The sequence below is a fragment of the Centipeda noxia ATCC 43541 genome (assembly GCF_000160555.1).
GTDB lineage: Bacteria > Bacillota > Negativicutes > Selenomonadales > Selenomonadaceae > Centipeda > Centipeda noxia.
In genome coordinates this window covers 303290-320756 of the sequence record NZ_GG749280.1, presented here as the reverse complement: position 1 = coordinate 320756, position 17467 = coordinate 303290, and the positions used below count along the sequence as shown (strand labels likewise).

The window sequence follows — 17467 nt, the reverse complement described above, 5'->3', positions numbered from 1 at the left end:
AGGAGGGAAAGCATGGCTAGACATAACGAAAACGAGACGCCGGAGTTTGAGGAGCGTGTCGTATTCATCAACCGCGTATCGAAGGTTGTAAAGGGCGGCCGACGCTCTTCCTTCAGTGCGCTTGTTGTCGTCGGCAACAAGAAGGGCAAGGTCGGCTTTGGCATGGGCAAGGCTGCTGAGGTTCCCGAGGCGATCCGCAAGGGCGTCGAGGATGCGAAGAAGAGCCTCATCGAGGTTCCGCTGCGCGAAGAGCGCACGATCCCGCATGAGATCACGGGCATCTTCGGTGCCGGCCGCGTGCTCTTAAAGCCCGCCGCCAAAGGTACCGGCGTCATCGCCGGCGGCCCGGCGCGTGCAGTGCTCGAGCTCGCAGGCGTACGTGACATCCTCACGAAGTCGCTTGGTTCGTCCAACCCGAACAACATGGTTCGTGCGACGATGGAAGGCCTCATCGGCCTCAAGAACCCTGCCGATGTTGCAGCTCTCCGCGGCAAGACCGTGCGTGAGATTTTTGGCTGATAAGGAGGAACGAACATGGCAAAAGTCAGAGTAACGCTGACACGCAGCTTGATCGGTCGTCCTGAGACGCAGCGCAAGACTGTGAAATCCCTCGGACTGCGCAAGCGCAACTCCGTTACCGAGCTTCCCGACACGCCCGCCGTGCGCGGACAGCTTCACAAGGTCTCCCACCTCATTACGGTGGAAGAGATTGCAGACTGAAGAGGGGAGGCAAGAATCTATGAAACTGCATGAATTACAGCCGGCTGATGGCTCGCAGAAGACACGCAAGCGCGTCGGCCGCGGCATCGGCTCCGGCATGGGCAAGACCTCGACGCGCGGCATGAAGGGACAGAAGTCCCGCTCCGGCGGCGGTGTCCGCAGCGGCTTTGAGGGCGGTCAGATGCCTCTCTACCGTCGTCTCCCAAAGCGCGGCTTCAAGAACGTCTGGGCAAAGACCTTTGCTGAGGTGAATGTCGGCAGCCTGAACTGCTTTGAGGACGGCACGACGGTAGATCCCGTTGCGCTGATCGAGGCGGGCATCCTAAAGAATGTCCGTGACGGCATCCGCATTCTCGGTGACGGCGAGCTCACGGCAAAGAACCTCACCGTCCGTGCGCAGGGATTTACCCATGCGGCGGCTGAGAAAATCGCAGCGGCAGGCGGCAAAGTCGAGGTGATCTAAGGTGCTCCAAGCCCTTGGAAACATCTTCCAGATTCCCGAGCTGCGGCAAAAGATCGTATTCACACTGATCATGTTCGCCGTATTCCGCATGGGGACGCATATCCCCGTGCCCGGCGTGGATCCGACAGCGATTGAACAGCTCTTCGCACAGGGGACGCTGTTCGGTCTTCTGGATCTTTTCTCCGGCGGCGCGTTCAGTAAATTTTCCGTCTTTGCAATGAGCATCACGCCCTACATCAACGCGGCCATCATCATCCAGCTGCTCAACGTCGTTGTTCCGACACTTGAGCAATGGTCGAAAGAGGGCGCAGAGGGGCAGAAAAAGACGACGAAGGTCACACGGTATCTTACGGTTGCGCTTGCGTTCTTTCAGGCGATCGGCATGTCCATCGGCCTCAAGACCGCGATCCTCAACCCGAACCCGGTGAACATTCTCATCATCGCCATCACCCTGACGGCGGGAACTGTCTTTCTCATGTGGCTGGGCGAGCAGATCACGGCGAACGGCGTCGGCAACGGGATCTCACTCATCATCTTTGCCGGAATTGTTGCGGCCTTGCCGAAGAACATCGGCACCATCTATGCCTATGTGAAGGCAGGCACGATCAGCTACTTCAGCGTATTTGCATTTGCCGTCATTGCGCTTGCGATGATCGTTTTTGTCATCCACATCGAGACAGGCTTCCGCCGCGTTCCGATTACGTATGCAAAGCGCGTCGTCGGCGGGCGCATGGCGAGCGGGCATTCGAGTCACATCCCGTTCAAGGTCAATCAGGCTGGCGTTATCCCGATCATCTTTGCATCGTCGGTGCTCATGTTCCCGATCACCGTAGCACAGTTCATCGATATCCCGTGGGTCAAGACCGTAGCGGCGTATCTCGAGTGGGGCAAACCCCTCCAGACCACCCTCTATGTGTTTATGATCATTTTCTTCACCTATTTCTATACATCGGTCACAGTGAAGATCCCGGATATGGCGGATAATCTCAAGAAATACGGCGGCTTTGTCCCGGGGCTCAGACCCGGACAGGCAACGGCAGATTATCTCGACTATGTCTTGACGCGCATCACGCTTGCGGGGGCATTTTTCCTCGCATTCATTGCTGTTCTGCCCAATCTTGTAGCAAGCGCAACGAACATCCAAGGCGTGTATTTCGGCGGTACGGCTCTCCTCATCGTCGTAGGCGTCGCGCTCCAGACGATGAAGCAGATCGAATCTATGGTCGTTATGCGCCATTACGAAGGCTTTATGAAATAGTGAACGAAGGAGATTCTATGCACATCATTTTGATGGGGCCGCCCGGTGCCGGCAAGGGCACGCAGGCAGCAAACCTCGTAAAACGGTACGGCATTCTTCACATCTCCACGGGCGATATGTTTCGTGAGGCCGTAAAGGAGGGGACGCCCCTCGGCAAAGAGGCGAAGTCCTATATGGATGCGGGCAAGCTTGTTCCCGATGCCGTCACCGTCGGCATCGTACGCGAGCGTCTCAGCAAACCGGACTGCAGGAAGGGGTTCATCCTGGACGGCTTTCCGCGCACCGTCGAGCAGGCGGATGCACTTGATGAGATCCTTGCAGACAATGGGATCAAGCTGACCGGCGTTGTCAACATCAACGTCCCGACGGCCGATCTCATCGAGCGTGCTGTCGGACGGCGCATCTGCAAAGACTGCGGACACTCCTTTCATGTGAAGTTCAAACCGAGCAAAGTTGAGGGTGTCTGTGATGACTGCGGCGGCACGACCTATCAGCGTGCCGACGACAGCGAAGAGACCATGAAGAGCCGTCTTTCCGTCTATGAATCCTCTACGCGCCCGCTGATCGAATACTATAAAAAAGCAGGCGTCTACAAGGAGATCGACGGCAGACAGGACATCGCGAAGGTCGAGGCGGATCTCGCCGCCGTCCTTGAGGCGTAAAAGGAGCGAAAGGGAAGTATGTCAAAACAGGATGTCATCGAGGTAGAGGGAAGAGTCGTAGAGAAGCTTCCCAATGCGATGTTCCAAGTCGAACTTGAGAACGGACATGTCGTCCTTGCTCATGTTTCCGGAAAGATACGCATGAATTTCATTCGTATTCTTCCGGGCGACAAGGTAACCATCGAGCTCACCCCGTACGATCTGACTCGCGGACGTATCACATATCGCTTCAAATAGTCCTGAACATACTAGCCGAACAGCGTGTTTTGTGCTAGAATGGAAAAGATCGACTTGAACGTAGGAACCACAGGGAGACGGAAGGAGGCAAGCGCAGTGAAGGTAAGACCGTCTGTCAAGAAAATCTGCGATAAATGCAAAATCATTAAGCGCAAGGGCCGCGTTATGGTCATTTGCGAGAACCCAAAGCATAAACAAAGACAAGGATAAAAGGAGGTGCACTTATGGCACGTATTGCCGGTGTAGATTTGCCCCGTGACAAGAGAATTGAAATTTCCCTGACGTACATCTACGGCATTGGCCTGACGACCGCGCAGAAGATCCTCGCGATCGCAGATGTCAATCCCGATACCCGTACGCGCGACCTCACGGAGGATGAAGTCGTCAGACTTCGTGATGCCATCGATAAGAACGCCGTGGTCGAAGGTGATCTTCGCCGCGAAGTTCAGATGAACATCAAGCGTCTCGTTGATATCGGCTGCTACCGTGGCCGCCGCCACCGTCTCGGCCTGCCTGTCCGCGGACAGAACACGAAGAACAATGCGCGTACGCGCAAAGGCCCGAAGAAGGCCGTCGCAGGCAAGAAAAAGTAAAGGAGGCTCGTAGAGGTGGCTGTTAAGAAAACAACACGTTCCAAGAAAAAAGTTCGCAAGAACATAGAGTCGGGCGTTGCACACATCAGCTCGACATTCAATAACACGATCGTCACGCTCACCGATAAGAGCGGCAATGCCCTCTCGTGGGCGAGCGCCGGCGGTCTCGGCTTCCGCGGCTCCCGCAAGAGCACGCCGTTCGCAGCGCAGATGGCTGCGGAGACGGCGGCAAAGGCTGCGATGGAGCACGGGCTCAAGTCCGTCGAAGTCTATGTCAAGGGACCTGGCGCAGGCCGCGAGGCGGCAATCCGCTCGCTGCAGGCAACCGGCCTTGAAGTCAATATGATCAAAGACGTGACCCCCATTCCGCACAACGGATGCCGTCCACCCAAGCGTCGCCGCGTCTAACAGGAGGTGCATGAAACAACATGGCAATCGATAGAGTACCAGTTCTCAAGCGCTGCCGCGCTCTTGGCATCGAGCCCGCCACGCTTGGCCGCGCGCGCCAGTCTACGCGCCAGCTGCGCCGCACGAACCGCAAGGTCTCCGAGTACGGACTCCAGCTCAAGGAAAAGCAGAAGGCGAAATTCGTCTATGGCGTTCTCGAGCGGCAGTTCCGTGGATACTATGAGAAAGCGAAGAAAATGTCCGGCGTCACGGGTGAGAACCTGCTGAGCCTTCTCGAGCGCCGCCTCGACAATGTTGTCTTCCGTCTCGGCCTTGCCAACACGCGGCGCCAGGCACGTCAGCTCGTCCGTCACGGACATTTCACCGTGAACGGCAAGCGCGTTGACATTCCTTCCGCACTCGTTCGTGAGGGCGACGTGATCGAGGTTGCAGAGAAGAGCCGCGCCAGCGCGTTCTTCAAGGAGCTCAAGGAGAGCAGCAACGCCCTTTCCGCTCCCGCATGGCTGACTGCCGATCAGGCAAATTTGACGGGCACCGTCACACGTTTCCCCCATCGTGAGGAAATTGACGTTCCGGTCAATGAGCAGGCCATCGTCGAGCTCTACTCCAAATAATGAATGTGAATGTGTCTGCATTACGCGTTTATTATGGAGGAGGCACATAGATGACAGATATCGAAAAACCGAAAATCGAAATCGCAGAGATCAGCGAGGACGGACGCTACGGGCGTTTCGTCTGCGAGCCGCTCGAACCGGGCTACGGCACGACGTTCGGCAACAGTCTGCGCCGCATGCTGCTCTCGTCCCTTGACGGAGCGGCGGTTACCTCCATCCAGATCGATGGAGTTCTGCATGAGTTTTCCACCATTCCCGGTGTACGGGATGATGTGACGAGCATTGTGCTGGCGCTCAAGCAGCTCTGCATCCGCATGCAGGGCAGCGAGCTGCATACGCTCCGCATCGAGGCGGAGGGAGAGCGTGAGGTCACTGCAGCCGACATTGAGTGCGGCAGCGACATCGAGATCCTGAACCCGGAGCTTCACATCGCTACGTTGGGCGCCACGGGCAAACTCAAGATCGAGATGACCGTCGAACGCGGACGGGGCTACGTACCGGCGGACAAGAACAAGAAGTCGGAGGACTCGATCGGGGTCATTCCCATCGACTCCATCTTCTCGCCGGTACAGCGTGTCAACTATACCGTAGAGGACACGCGCGTCGGCAACGTCACCGACTACGACCGCCTCATCCTCGACGTATGGACGAACGGCTCCATCCGTCCCGAGGAGGCCGTAAGCAAGGCGGCAGCGATCCTCGTCATGCATCTGCGGCTGTTCCAGAACATGGACGGCACAATGCTCGAGGAAGAGGAGGAAGTGCCGAACTTCCCGCCCGAAGAGGTTGACGACAGCGCCAAGGTGCTTGAGATGACCATCGACGATCTGGATCTTTCCGTCCGTTCCTTTAACTGCCTCAAGCGCGCCGGCATCAACACCGTTGCGGATCTGGCGCAGAAGACCGAGGATGACATGATGAAGGTACGCAATCTCGGGCGCAAATCTCTGGATGAAGTGAAGAAGAAACTTGAGGAGCTTGGACTCTCCTTGAGACAGGACAACGAATAACGATAGGAGTGGGAAACACATGAGAAAGCTCGGACGCAATTCCGCGGCCCGCAAGGCTCTCCTCAGGAGCATCCTCACATCCTTCTTCAAGTATGGACGCATTGAGACGACCGAGGCAAAGGCAAAGGAGCTCCGCTCCCTCGCCGACGGCCTCATTACGCTCGCGAAGCGCGGCGATCTCAGCGCGCGTCGCCAGGCCATTGCGGCGCTGGCAGAAGAGGATGTCGTACGCAAGCTCTTCGGCGAAATCGCAGAGAAATATACGGACCGCAAGAGCGGCTATACACGCATCTTGAAGCTCGGCCCACGCCGCGGCGATGCCGCCCCGATGGCCATCATTGAGCTCGTCTGATCAACGAATTAAAAAGACCGCCTGCGGGCGGTCTTTTTGTGTATGCATTTTTAAACCGTCGGGTCTTGTGCGAGTATCGGTGCAAGTTCGTCCTCGTCTTCGGTGACAAACAGCGTTTTCTCGTTGATGAAGCGGACGAAGCCGGGAGCAGCGCCCGCGGGCTTCTTGACGAAGCGGACGGCGGTGTAGTCGACGGGGACGTTCGAGGAGCCGCGTGCCTTGCTGAAGTGCGCGGCGATCTGCGCCGCGAGGCAGAGTGCCTGCTCGCTCGGCTCACCGCCGCTCGTCCGCAGGATGACGTGCGAACCGGGGATGTCGCGCACATGCAGCCAGATGTCCGTCGGCGCGGCGGTTCGAAAGGTGAGCGTATCATTCTGTGCGTTGTTCTTGCCGACCAGGATCACAGTACCGTCGGGCGCGGTGAAGGAGAAGGGATGTGCACGGCGGTCTTTGCTGCGCTTGGGCAGCTTTTCATGGAGATAGCCGGACGTGATCAGCTCGTCCTGTATCTCCGCGATCTCGGCAAGGCGCGTGGAGGAGTCCAGTGACGCCTCGATGCTCTCGAGGTGTCGGATGTTCGCAGTGCAGTGTTCCTGCTGGACGGCGAGGAGGTGCTTCGCGCGCTTCAGCTTATCGTATTTCTTGTAGTATGCCTGCATATTCTGGATGATTCCGATGCGCCGATCGAGCGGGATTGTGAGCATTTCGCCCGTGTCGCTGTATATGTTTGCGACGGTGATCGCATCATCTGCGTGATCTTGATAGTTATATTGGTAGGTCATCAGATTGTCGGCATAGATCTTCTGCTCTTCGGCATTCTCTGCCGCGGCGATCTCCGTGCGGAGCTTGTCGTACTTTTCCCGTGCACGATGGAGCTCGGTGCGCACAAGACGGCGAAAGCGCTCGCGATCGGGGATGACGTAGCTGCCGAGGCGCCGGTCCGCGTCGATCATGAGAGCACTGACCGTAGGATAGGAAAGGATCGTCGTTCCCGGCAGCCTGCTGAGGGGGAATGCGGCCATCGCCGCGACCTTGCCGTTTGCATCGAGGCGCAGAGAGGGCGCCGGCTGCTCCATCCACGCGCGCACTTCGGTGAGCGCTGCGGAAAGGGCATCAAAGTCGGACGGATCAAGCTGTGAAACGGGAATGTTCGGCGCGAGGCCTGCCAAGAAACAGACTTCCTTTGCCGAGACGGGGCCGAACCCCAAAACAGCGCTGATCAGCGCTTGAAAAATCTTTGCTTCGCCCGCGTTTCGCACGCGTGCAGCAATATCATCAATATCTGCTGCAAAGAGATCGTATTTGTCTTGCGCGGGCGGCAATGTGTAGGGAACGCCTTTGAACACGGTGCGTACGCGGCTCGAGTTCTCGCCGATGCGGCGCAGCGCCTCGATGATGGTGCCGCCTTCGTGGAGGATGATATTGCTGTACTTGCCGATGAGTTCAAGGGTGAGCGTGCGCGTGACAAAGCGGCCGCCGCCCGCGATGATGTCGATGTCGAGATGCAGGATGCGGTCGCGCCTCTCTTGACGTACGGCGGCGATGCGGCCCGTTTCGAGCTGCTTGCGCAGCAGCATGACGAAGGTCGGCGGCTCAGCGGGGTTCTCGGGCGCGGCCTCAATGAGATGGGCCGACGGATTGCTCGCATTCGTGTTGATATAGAGAAGAAAATTTTTGCCCGGCTGGCGGACGGAGAGAATGACGGACTGCTTGTTCGGCTGATTGATCTTATCGATGCGCCCGCCCGTGAGGGCATCTGCGAGTTCATGCGCGAGGGCGGACATGGAGAAGCCGTCAAGGCTCATGGTATCATCTTCTTTCGTTCGTTCTGTCGAAGAAAATTATACACATGCGGGACACAATAGGCAAGGCGTACGCCTTGCGCACGAGGAGATTTCATAGTACAATACACAAAGATTCACACGACGATAAGGAGACCTATGGAATTTACAAAGTGGCAGGGCTGCGGCAATGATTTCGTGATTGTGGATTTCCTTGACCGGGAGCCCGTGGACTTTGCGGCACTTGCCGTGCGGATGTGCGACCGCCACTTCGGCGTCGGCGCGGACGGGTTGATGATCGTCTGCCCGTCGGAGACGGCAGATATCCGCATGCGCGAGTTCAATCCGGACGGGACGGAACCCGAGATGTGCGGGAACGGCATCCGCTGCTTTGCACGCTGTCTCTACGACTGCGGGCGCATCCGCAGGGAGCAGTTCACGATCGAGACGATTGCGGGCACAATGGTGCCGCGGATTCTCACGGAAAGCGGCGAAGTGACGGCGGTTGAGGTGGATATGGGCGAGCCCGTGCTCGCAGGTGATGCGATTCCCGTTCGCGGGTTCGGCATGGAGCCTGTCATTGCGCAGCCGATCACAGTCGAGGACAGGACGTATGCGATGACCTGCGTCTCAATGGGAAATCCGCACTGCGTGATCTTTGTGGACGATGCCGAGGGCTTTCCGCTCGCGGAGCTGGGACCGAAGTTTGAGAACCATCCCGCATTCCCACGCAGGATCAATACGGAGTTCGTCCATGTGCGGGATCGAAAGCATGCGCGGATGCGCGTCTGGGAGCGCGGTGCGGGCATCACGCTCGCCTGCGGGACGGGGACGTGCGCGACGCTTGCGGCGGGCGTGCTGTGCGATGTGCTCGACCGCGCGGCAGAGATCGAGGTCGACGGCGGCGTGATCCATGTTGCATGGCACGCGGACGGGCATATCTTTATGACGGGGCCGGCAGAGCCGGTCTTTGCGGGCATATGGCAGGGGGATGTATGAGTACGCTGCGCAGGAGCATGACGGGCTACGGCGCGGGGACGACAGAGACGCCGGACTATCGTGTTGTCGTCGAGATCAAGGCGGTCAATCAGCGCTTTCTTGAGATTGTGCCGCATATGCCGCGTGCATTCGGTGCATGGGAGAACGATCTGCGCGATGTGATCCGTTCGCGCGTTGCGCGTGGGAAGCTCGACGTCTATGTGAACTTTGAGGACCACAGCGAGAAACGGTATGAGGTGCATGTCAACGAGAATCTTGCACGTGCCTACTATGCGGCGCTCGGAAAGGTAGCACGCGCCGTTGACGCACCTTTGAATGACGGCGTGCGCATGGCAGCGGCATACGAGGGCGTGATCTCAGTCAGAGAGGATACGGACATCTCGGGGGCGCGCGCGGTCTTTTTGGATGCCGCGGCACAGGCACTCGAGGCGCTTGATGCGATGCGGCTTGCGGAGGGCGCACATATTGCGCATGATTTTGAAAAACGTCTTGTGCGTCTGGAGATGCAGCGCGCGCAGATCAAGGAGATGGCCCCCCAGATTGTTGCGGAGTACCGCGCGCATCTGGGGGAGCTCCTTGCAGAGTTCAAGGAGGCGGCGCCGGATGAATCACGTCTGGTGCAGGAGGCGGCGCTCTATGCCGACCGTGTGAACATCACGGAGGAGCTCGTGCGCCTCGCGAGCCACTTCACACAGTTCCGTGTGATTCTAGCAGAAGATGCGCCGGTCGGACGGCGGCTCGATTTTCTCCTGCAGGAGATCAACCGCGAGACGAACACGATCGGTTCGAAGGCGAACAATGCCGCCGCACAGCAAATTGTCGTTGCGATGAAGAACGAGGTCGAGAAGCTGCGCGAGCAGGTACAGAATTTGGAGTGATGACATGGAGACGGTCAATATCGGATTCGGCGACATTGTCCTCGCGGGACGCATGATCGCCGTCGTTGCGCCGACCTCGATGTCTGTCAAGCGCATGGTGCAGGACGCGCGGGAGACAGGGCGGCTCATCGATGCGACCTACAAGCGGCGGACGCGCGCCGTTATCATCATGGACAGCGGACATATCGTGCTCTCGGCGATACAGCCGGAGACCATCGCGGGGCGCATGGCGAATGAGAGGGAGGAAGCCGAGTGAAAAAGGGACTTCTCATTGTGATCTCGGGCGCCTCGGGTACGGGGAAGGGAACGGTCTGCAAGGAGCTCCTCACACGCGAGCCTGCCATCGCCTACTCGATCTCCGCAACCTCGCGCGCGCCGCGCGAAGGGGAGCAGGACGGGCGAGAGTATTACTTTCGTACGCGCGAGGAGTTCGAAGCGATGATTGCGGACGGTGCTTTTCTCGAGTATGCGGATGTGTACGGCAACTATTACGGCACGCCGCTGGCGCCGATTGAGGTGCGCCGTGCGGCGGGCGAGGATATCCTGCTCGAGATCGATACGCAGGGGGCGCTGAATGTGATGGAGCGCTGTCCCGATGGGACGTTTATCTTCCTTCTGCCGCCCTCCTATGAGGAGCTGTGCCGACGCATTACAGGACGCGGAACGGAGTCGGAGGAGAGCATTGCCCGGCGCCTTGCCGCAGCGCGCGATGAGATCCTGCTCGGCAAACGCTATCGCTACGCCGTGCTGAACGATACGGTGGAGGCGGCGACAGAGCGGATTCGGACGATCCTTGCCGCCGAGCACCTGCGTGCGGATATGAATCCCGCGCAGTTTGATGTTGTTATTTGAAAGATAGAGGTATACGGATGAAAACGAATGTGGAAATCGGCATGGTCAATCCCTCGACGGACGAACTGCTGACGAAGGTGGACAGCCGCTACGGCATGGTCGTGCTTGCTGCGAAAAGAGCGCGCCAGCTGCTCGAGGGGGATCCTGTGAAGTCAGAACTCGCGCGCTCGACAAAGAATGTTACGAACGCCTTGGAGGAGATTGCCGAGGGCAAGATCACCTACGATCTCTGCAAGGAGAGCGTCTGAGCATGGGCACGCTTGCCGGACGGCGCATCGTGCTCGGCGTGACGGGCGGCATCGCCGCCTATAAGGCAGTGGAGCTTGCAAGCCGCCTAAAGAAGGCAGGTGCTGCGGTGCATGTCGTCATGACGCATGCAGCGACATCCTTCGTCACGCCGCTCACGTTCCGCACGATCACAGATGCGCCCGTTGTGACGACGATGTGGGGCGAGCCCCGTTATCACGTCGAGCATATTGCGTTGGCTGAGCTGGCCGAAATCGTGCTTGTTGCGCCTGCAACAGCGAACTTTATTGCAAAGGCCGCGGCAGGGATTGCCGACGATATGCTCACAACGACGGTCCTCGCAACGCGTGCGCCGCTGCTTCTCGCGCCTGCAATGAATACGGGCATGTGGGAGAATCCCGTCACGCAGGAAAATGTACGCCGCCTTACAGAGCGCGGCGCGCAGATCATCCCTCCCTCCGTGGGACAGCTCGCCTGCGGGGCAATGGGAGCGGGACGGTTGCCGGAGCCTGCGGAGATTGTCGCTGCGGTCGAGGAACACTTTGCCAAGGCGCAGAGCCTCGCAGGACGACGTATCCTCGTGACGGCAGCCGGGACGGAGGAGGCACTCGATCCTGTGCGCTACCTCGGCAACCGATCGACGGGGCGTATGGGCTATGAGGTCGCTGCAGCGGCAGCGCGGCGCGGTGCGGAGGTGATCCTCGTCTCAGGGCCGACGCATCTCGAGACGCCGGCGGGCGTTCGGCGCGTGAATGTGCGGAGCGCACGCGACATGTATGCGGCCGTGCTCGCGGAATACGAGAATGCAGACGCCGTCATCAAGGCGGCGGCTGTGGCGGACTACCGCCCTGCAGAGACGGCGGAGCACAAGATCAAGAAAACGGACAGCCCGCTGACGCTGACGCTCACGCGCAACCCCGACATCCTCTATGAGCTCGGGCAGAAAAAGCGCGGTCAGGTTCTCGTCGGCTTTGCGGCGGAGACACAGAACGTCGAGACGTATGCGCAGGAGAAACTCGCGAAAAAGAACCTCGACTTCATTGTAGCGAACAATGTAGCGGAGAAGGACGCGGGCTTCGGGGTCTTGACGAATCATGTGAAGATTTTCTTTGCAGACGGCCGGGCAGAGGATCATCCGCTCATGGCGAAGGCGGCGCTCGCGGGCGTGATCCTCGATCATCTGGAAGAAGCACTCCAAAAACGTGCATGAGAAAAATATGTGAAAATAGTCCTTGACAATGCACTCTGCATTCGTTACAATGCGACGTATAGAAGAGAATATACCTCATCCAGAGCAGTGGAGGGAATGGCCCGATGAAGCTGCGGCAACCATGACGACTGGGTCAACGGTGCCAATTCCTTTAGGCGGACTGCCTATGAGATGAGAGCGGCGGAAAAAAGCCTCCCTTATCTTAAAAGGGAGGCTTTTTTGCAGGAGTGGAGTGAGGTTTTCTGAAATGGTATTCAAAACGCAGGGAGGTTTTTGAATGAAAAAGATGCTCTTTACATCCGAGTCTGTCACTGAAGGACATCCGGATAAACTCGCTGATCAGATCTCTGACAGCATTCTCGACGCGATTCTGGCGCAGGATCCGCAGGGACGCGTCGCCTGCGAGACGCTTGTCACGACGGGGCAGGCACATGTTGTCGGCGAGATCTCGACCACATGCTACGTCGATATTCCGAAGATCATCCGCCAGACGGTGCGCGAGGTCGGCTACACGAACGCCAGCTACGGCTTTGATGCTGATACCTGCGGCATCCTCGTCTCACTCGACGAGCAGTCGCCGGATATCGCGCAGGGAGTTGATCGCGCGATCGAGTCGCGCGAGGGGAATATGGACGCGGCCGATGCGATCGGTGCAGGCGATCAGGGCATGATGTTCGGCTATGCGACGAACGAGACGCCCGAGTACATGCCGCTCACGACGGTGCTCGCGCACAAGCTGGCACGCCGCCTCACGGACGTGCGCAAAAGCGGCGAGCTCCCCTATCTGCGTCCGGACGGCAAGACACAGGTCACCGTTGCCTATGAGGCCGGCAAGCCGATTTATGTCAATACCATCGTTATCTCGACGCAGCATGACGAGGCGGTCGACCTTGCAACCATCCGAAAGGATATGATCGAAAAGGTCATTAAGGTGATTGTTCCGGCAGAGCTCCTGCGCGCAGAGACAAAGTATTTTGTCAATCCAACGGGCAAGTTCGTCATCGGCGGCCCGCACGGCGACTCCGGTCTCACGGGGCGCAAAATCATCGTTGACACCTACGGCGGCTGGGCACGCCACGGCGGCGGCGCGTTCTCGGGCAAGGACCCCACAAAGGTGGACCGCAGTGCAGCGTATGCGGCGCGCTATGTCGCCAAGAACATCGTCGCGGCAGGACTTGCCGACCGTGTCGAGATCCAGCTCGCCTACGCTATCGGCGTTGCGCATCCCGTGTCCATCATGGTGGATACGTTCGGCACGGGCAAGGTCGACGAGGAGAAGATCGTCGATCTCGTGCAGAAGACGTTTGACCTGCGCCCGGCGGGCATCATCAAGATGCTCGACCTGCGCCGTCCGATCTATCGCCAGACGGCGGCATACGGACACTTCGGCCGCACGGATGTCGATCTGCCGTGGGAGAAGACGGACAAGGCCGCGCTTTTGAAGAAGGAAGCCGGACTGTAAGCGCATTCAGCCTGCCCCGCCACAGCGGGGAAGGGGAACCGCGCAAGCGGTGGAAGGGGCGCCTTGAGCGACATATCCAAAATAAACTCGGGGCTACTGTACGAAACTTTTTGGCTTTGTACAGTAGCCCCGTTGTTTCTACATCGGGGGGAAACCAATGACGGAAACAGAAATTATGGACTTTGCGCACGCAGAATTTGAGTGGCTGCATGCGCATCCGGAACTTGCCTACGAGGAGCTCGAGACGACGGCGCGCCTGCGGGCGGACTTCGCGCGCGCAGGGATCCGCATGCGCGATCTGCCTCTTGCAACGGGACTCGTCGCCGTGATCGGAACGGGAGAAAATCCTGTCGTTGCTCTGCGGACGGATATGGATGCTCTGCCCGTGAACGAGGAAACGAACCTGCCGTATGCCTCGCAGTACGAGGGGAAGATGCACGCCTGCGGGCATGACTTTCACATGGCATCGGTGCTTGCGGCAGCGCTTCTCCTAAAGGAGCGTGAAGCGCAGCTGGCGGGAACCGTCTATATCGTCTGCCAGCCGGCCGAGGAGGCGCCGGGCGGGGCGCGCACCGTCCTCGATACGGGGGCGCTTGACGGTGTCGCGGCGATCTTCGGCATTCACGCGCGTCCGATCTATCCCGTTGGGACACTGGGGCTGTGCACGGGCGGTATGATGGCGTCCGTGGATAAATTTGAGCTCACATTCCACGGCGCTGGCACGCATGCCGCGCAGCCTGACCGCGGCTGTGATCCTGTCGTCATGGCGGCGCAGTTCGTGACGGCGGCGCAGACGATTGCGGCGCGCAACATCAGTCCCCTGCGTCCTGCTGTTGTCAGCGTGACGCACATTGAGGCGGGGGCAACGTGGAATGTCCTGCCCGAGCGCGCGTGGATGGAGGGGACGATACGCCTCTTTGATGCCGATGATCGGGCACTCGTCAAGGAACGCATGGAGGCGCTTGCCGACGGAATTGCCGCCGCATTTGGCGGACGTGCGGAGATCACGTGGACCGCGGGGCCGCCTGCCGTCGTCAATACGGAGCGCTGGAATGCGCTCGCAAAGGAGACTGCGGAGCAGGAGGGCTTTGCAGTCGTCGATGCCGTTCCGTGGATGGCGGGGGAGGATTTCGCTTACTATCAGGAGACGATGGAGACCTGCTTCGCATTCATCGGCACGGGACTTGCGCCTGAGAACCATCATCCGAAATTCACGGTTGATCCTGCGGCGATTCCGATGACGGCGCGCTGTCTCGCGCACATGGCGGAGGAAGCGCTGCGGCGGCTGAAATAAAAGGGGGGCATTGTACGAAGTTTTAGCTTCGTACAATGCCCCTTTACTTCTTCGGCTTTAGAAAACACGGATGCGTTCAGCAATCGGACAGACTTTATTTATCAGCGTTTCCTTAGCCCGATCGTCAGCTCGTTCACCATCGGTATGTGCTCTCCGATCTTTCTCGCGATGACTGCTCCGAGGAGCGTCAGCAGGAGCGTCGCCGCGTAGAGCCCGAGCGCAATGGGCGCTGTGAGCACATGACCGTGCGCATGAATCATCAGGAGCAGGTAGGTGATGGCGATCGGATGGGCGAGGTAGATGAAGTAGGAGTGCTTCCCGAGGAACTGGAACGCGCGGCCCAGGAGATTTTTCGTTCCCAGCCGCGTGAAGAACGCAAAGAGCGCGAGCGACGCACCAATCGTATAGAGAATGCCGAGCGGCGAGAGCTGATGTGCCGTGTAGATTGCCTCGAGCGGCGTATAGCCGTCCGTGAGAATCAGTTTGTAATACCATGCGAGAAGCGCGGTGAGACTGATGATGCCGAGGGCATAGAGACGCCGCGCATGCCGTGCCATCAGCGTGCGGAACGTGTCAAAATGCAGGGCGATGTATCCGCCGAGCAGGAAGATAAAGACGTAGTGCATGACCCAGTAGTTCAGCCGATAAAACAGCAGCGCGCGCAGAAGCGTTCCCTCGGGGAGCCCGTAGACGTAAAGATTGAACGCCGTATTGAAGCTCGACCAGTCGTCGAACGCGATCTGCAGGACGAGGATGCCTGCCAGCAGCGGCAGGGTCATGTGGCGCAGGAGGAAGCGCCAGAGCGGCATCAGCAGATAGAACCAGATCAGGATGACCATGAAATAGAGCTGATACTTTGCATTGCCGAAGAAGAGAATGCCCGGCAGGGAGAGAAGCGGCGGGAAGCCCGTCCCGTAATACCACGCGTCATGCACGATGTAAAAGAGCGACCAGATAAGATACGGAATGACGACCGTACGCCCGCGCCGCGCGAGGAAATCTCGGTAGGAAAACACTGCGGACAGCGACTGCCCGTAGAAGAGACCGAACGCCGAGATAAAGAAAAAAATCGGCACGCTGAAGCGCGTGCCGATGTCAAAAAGCGCCACAAGATGAAGATTTGGCGATGAATTTGCGAGATACTCCGCGCCGATGTGAATGCCGATCACGCCCATCATGGAGATGCCGCGGATCGCTTCGACAGCGGAGACTCGCTCGCGTTTATTGGATGACATAGGTGATGTTCACCGTTGCTTCGACAGAGAGTTCTCCTGCAGAGATCGGCGTCGAGGAGTCATATGACTCCTTCGCCATCATCATCGGCATGTAGTTGCGCGGAGGGGCGGACTGCGCATCCGCATAGACATTTGCAATGCGCACGAGGCGAACGCCGAGCGCGCCTGCCATTGCCTGCGCCTTGCTCTGCGCGGAACGTACCGCATCCGCAAGGGCGGCGTTCTTTGCAGCGCTCGTATCGCTCACCGTGAAGTTCAGCGAGTCGATGCGGTTCGCACCGTTTGCAAGCGCTGTGTCAATCACCTTGCTCACATTGTTCAGGTTGCGCACCGTGATTACGACGGAGTTCTGCGCCGTGTAGCCGATGACATCGCCGCGCCCGTTGTCGCGCATGTCGTAGCGCTGCGAAAAATCGTAGTGCGCCGTCTGAATGTCGCGGTCTGCAATGCCGAGTCCTTTTACGGCGCTGTGTATGCGCGCTGTTGCCGCAGCATTGTCGGCGTGCGCCTTTGCAGCGTCCTTCGCCTCTATGATGACGCCGACGGTGATCTCCGCCGTATCGGGGGCAATCTGCGCCGTGCCGATTCCGCCGACCGTCAGCGTTGCGGGCGCTTCCTCCGCTGCGGCGATGCCCGTCGGGATGACGAGAGCCAGGGCCAGCACAGAGACGCGTGCAAGCGAGCCGAATAAAATATGCCTCATGAAAATCCTCCGTTCTTCTGACTGTAATTATAACGGTCAAAAACTGCGCTCATTATAGCATATCGCTGCAAAAAATTAATAAAAACAGGATTAGCCGTGCTCCGCGTAGAGCTGCTGATTGTACTTTTTCGCCGCAATGTAAGCCCAGACCGCGCAGATCGGGAAAGTAAAAATAAATCCGATCCCAAGCGTCAGCAGACCTACCACGATATTAACGAGAAACATGACGAGCGCACCGATCAGCGTCGAGTAGCACATGCCGATCGGTCCGAAGAAGAACCCCAGACCCGCTGCGAGACCGACGTTTTTGGGCGATTTTACAATGATGGTCTGCGTCTTCTGCGTGTTTTGCTCCTGATCCATAATACATCTCCTTTTCCCTTAAAACCTTGCGTGATAACCATTTCTTGCCTGAGTATAATCGAAAATCCAATAGATTGCAAATGGGAGAAGGAGCCTGTGCATGTGAAAATTCTTATGCAAGCATTTG

24 protein-coding genes and 1 riboswitch are annotated in these 17467 nt (G+C 58.5%); of the genes, 20 read left to right on the top strand and 4 right to left on the bottom strand.

The features are described from left to right. The first annotated feature begins 12 nt into the window (after positions 1–12). From rpsE to rplQ, 12 genes are all read left to right on the top strand, one after another. Positions 13–519 (top strand): 30S ribosomal protein S5, encoded by a 507-nt coding sequence (gene rpsE, locus HMPREF7545_RS05455; protein WP_006694691.1) that lies wholly within the window; start codon positions 13–15, stop codon positions 517–519. A 15-nt stretch (positions 520–534) separates the two neighbouring features. Next, positions 535–720, top strand: coding sequence for a 50S ribosomal protein L30 (gene rpmD / locus HMPREF7545_RS05450; protein WP_006692907.1), 186 nt, complete (start codon positions 535–537; stop codon positions 718–720). 19 nt (positions 721–739) lie between these two features. After that, the gene (gene rplO / locus HMPREF7545_RS05445; protein WP_006694690.1) at positions 740–1183 is read left to right on the top strand and encodes a 50S ribosomal protein L15; all 444 of its coding nucleotides are present in this window, start codon (positions 740–742) and stop codon (positions 1181–1183) included. Between the two features lies 1 nt (position 1184). Then, positions 1185–2441 carry a preprotein translocase subunit SecY gene (secY, locus tag HMPREF7545_RS05440; protein ID WP_006694689.1) on the top strand — a complete coding sequence of 419 codons (1257 nt, stop codon included), beginning with the start codon at positions 1185–1187 and terminating at the stop codon, positions 2439–2441. A 17-nt stretch (positions 2442–2458) separates the two neighbouring features. Next, on the top strand, positions 2459–3103 hold the full coding sequence (locus HMPREF7545_RS05435; protein ID WP_006694688.1) for an adenylate kinase: 645 nt from the start codon (positions 2459–2461) through the stop codon (positions 3101–3103). Positions 3104–3121: 18 nt separating this feature from the next. Next, the gene (gene infA / locus HMPREF7545_RS05430) at positions 3122–3340 is read left to right on the top strand and encodes a translation initiation factor IF-1 (RefSeq protein ID WP_006307539.1); all 219 of its coding nucleotides are present in this window, start codon (positions 3122–3124) and stop codon (positions 3338–3340) included. Positions 3341–3436: 96 nt separating this feature from the next. Continuing rightward, complete coding sequence (gene rpmJ / locus HMPREF7545_RS10030) at positions 3437–3550, top strand: 50S ribosomal protein L36 (RefSeq protein ID WP_068721291.1); 114 nt, start codon at positions 3437–3439, stop codon at positions 3548–3550. A gap of 14 nt (positions 3551–3564) precedes the next feature. Then, entirely contained in the window at positions 3565–3933 is a 369-nt protein-coding gene (gene rpsM, locus HMPREF7545_RS05425; protein WP_006694686.1) for a 30S ribosomal protein S13, read from the top strand. Positions 3934–3948: 15 nt separating this feature from the next. Further along, on the top strand, positions 3949–4341 hold the full coding sequence (rpsK, locus tag HMPREF7545_RS05420; RefSeq protein ID WP_006307536.1) for a 30S ribosomal protein S11: 393 nt from the start codon (positions 3949–3951) through the stop codon (positions 4339–4341). A 20-nt stretch (positions 4342–4361) separates the two neighbouring features. Further along, positions 4362–4955, top strand: a complete 594-nt coding sequence (gene rpsD / locus HMPREF7545_RS05415) for a 30S ribosomal protein S4 (RefSeq protein WP_006694685.1) — start codon at positions 4362–4364, stop codon at positions 4953–4955. Positions 4956–5005: 50 nt separating this feature from the next. Next, positions 5006–5965, top strand: a complete 960-nt coding sequence (locus HMPREF7545_RS05410; protein ID WP_006694684.1) for a DNA-directed RNA polymerase subunit alpha — start codon at positions 5006–5008, stop codon at positions 5963–5965. Positions 5966–5984: 19 nt separating this feature from the next. Continuing rightward, positions 5985–6317 carry a 50S ribosomal protein L17 gene (rplQ, locus tag HMPREF7545_RS05405; RefSeq protein ID WP_006694683.1) on the top strand — a complete coding sequence of 111 codons (333 nt, stop codon included), beginning with the start codon at positions 5985–5987 and terminating at the stop codon, positions 6315–6317. A 50-nt stretch (positions 6318–6367) separates the two neighbouring features. Here the strand turns inward: rplQ and HMPREF7545_RS05400 are convergent, their stop codons facing one another. Beyond that, entirely contained in the window at positions 6368–8122 is a 1755-nt protein-coding gene (locus HMPREF7545_RS05400) for an Rqc2 family fibronectin-binding protein (protein WP_006694682.1), read from the bottom strand. Positions 8123–8257: 135 nt separating this feature from the next. Here HMPREF7545_RS05400 and dapF point away from each other — a divergent pair, with 135 nt between their 5' ends. The 8 genes from dapF to HMPREF7545_RS05360 all read left to right on the top strand — a co-directional run bounded on the left by dapF (position 8258) and on the right by HMPREF7545_RS05360 (position 15039). Continuing rightward, positions 8258–9097 carry a diaminopimelate epimerase gene (dapF, locus tag HMPREF7545_RS05395; protein ID WP_006694681.1) on the top strand — a complete coding sequence of 280 codons (840 nt, stop codon included), beginning with the start codon at positions 8258–8260 and terminating at the stop codon, positions 9095–9097. Then, entirely contained in the window at positions 9094–9975 is an 882-nt protein-coding gene (locus tag HMPREF7545_RS05390) for a YicC/YloC family endoribonuclease (RefSeq protein ID WP_006694680.1), read from the top strand. The genes dapF and HMPREF7545_RS05390 overlap by 4 nt, the downstream gene beginning before the upstream one ends. Before the next feature lie 4 nt (positions 9976–9979). Further along, the gene (locus HMPREF7545_RS05385) at positions 9980–10231 is read left to right on the top strand and encodes a DUF370 domain-containing protein (protein ID WP_006694679.1); all 252 of its coding nucleotides are present in this window, start codon (positions 9980–9982) and stop codon (positions 10229–10231) included. After that, a complete protein-coding gene (gmk, locus tag HMPREF7545_RS05380; RefSeq protein ID WP_006694678.1) occupies positions 10228–10827 on the top strand; it encodes a guanylate kinase in 600 nt (199 codons plus the stop codon). Before HMPREF7545_RS05385 ends, gmk begins: the two co-directional genes overlap by 4 nt. A 17-nt stretch (positions 10828–10844) precedes the next feature. Continuing rightward, positions 10845–11075, top strand: a complete 231-nt coding sequence (rpoZ, locus tag HMPREF7545_RS05375) for a DNA-directed RNA polymerase subunit omega (protein ID WP_006694677.1) — start codon at positions 10845–10847, stop codon at positions 11073–11075. Positions 11076–11077: 2 nt separating this feature from the next. Continuing rightward, on the top strand, positions 11078–12283 hold the full coding sequence (coaBC, locus tag HMPREF7545_RS05370) for a bifunctional phosphopantothenoylcysteine decarboxylase/phosphopantothenate--cysteine ligase CoaBC (protein WP_006694676.1): 1206 nt from the start codon (positions 11078–11080) through the stop codon (positions 12281–12283). Between the two features lie 72 nt (positions 12284–12355). After that, positions 12356–12461, top strand: a riboswitch (SAM riboswitch). A 99-nt stretch (positions 12462–12560) separates the two neighbouring features. Continuing rightward, positions 12561–13745, top strand: coding sequence for a methionine adenosyltransferase (gene metK / locus HMPREF7545_RS05365; RefSeq protein WP_006694675.1), 1185 nt, complete (start codon positions 12561–12563; stop codon positions 13743–13745). 157 nt (positions 13746–13902) lie between these two features. After that, the gene (locus tag HMPREF7545_RS05360; protein ID WP_006694674.1) at positions 13903–15039 is read left to right on the top strand and encodes an amidohydrolase; all 1137 of its coding nucleotides are present in this window, start codon (positions 13903–13905) and stop codon (positions 15037–15039) included. 101 nt (positions 15040–15140) lie between these two features. On the opposite strand, the gene HMPREF7545_RS05355 is transcribed toward HMPREF7545_RS05360, so the two are convergent. The 3 genes from HMPREF7545_RS05355 to HMPREF7545_RS05345 form a co-directional block, all read right to left on the bottom strand. Then, positions 15141–16274, bottom strand: coding sequence for an acyltransferase (locus HMPREF7545_RS05355; protein WP_006694673.1), 1134 nt, complete (start codon positions 16272–16274; stop codon positions 15141–15143). Further along, on the bottom strand, positions 16261–16977 hold the full coding sequence (locus HMPREF7545_RS05350; protein WP_006694672.1) for an SIMPL domain-containing protein: 717 nt from the start codon (positions 16975–16977) through the stop codon (positions 16261–16263). Before HMPREF7545_RS05350 ends, HMPREF7545_RS05355 begins: the two co-directional genes overlap by 14 nt. Before the next feature lie 90 nt (positions 16978–17067). After that, the gene (locus HMPREF7545_RS05345; protein ID WP_006694671.1) at positions 17068–17340 is read right to left on the bottom strand and encodes a hypothetical protein; all 273 of its coding nucleotides are present in this window, start codon (positions 17338–17340) and stop codon (positions 17068–17070) included. Positions 17341–17467 lie beyond the last annotated feature (127 nt).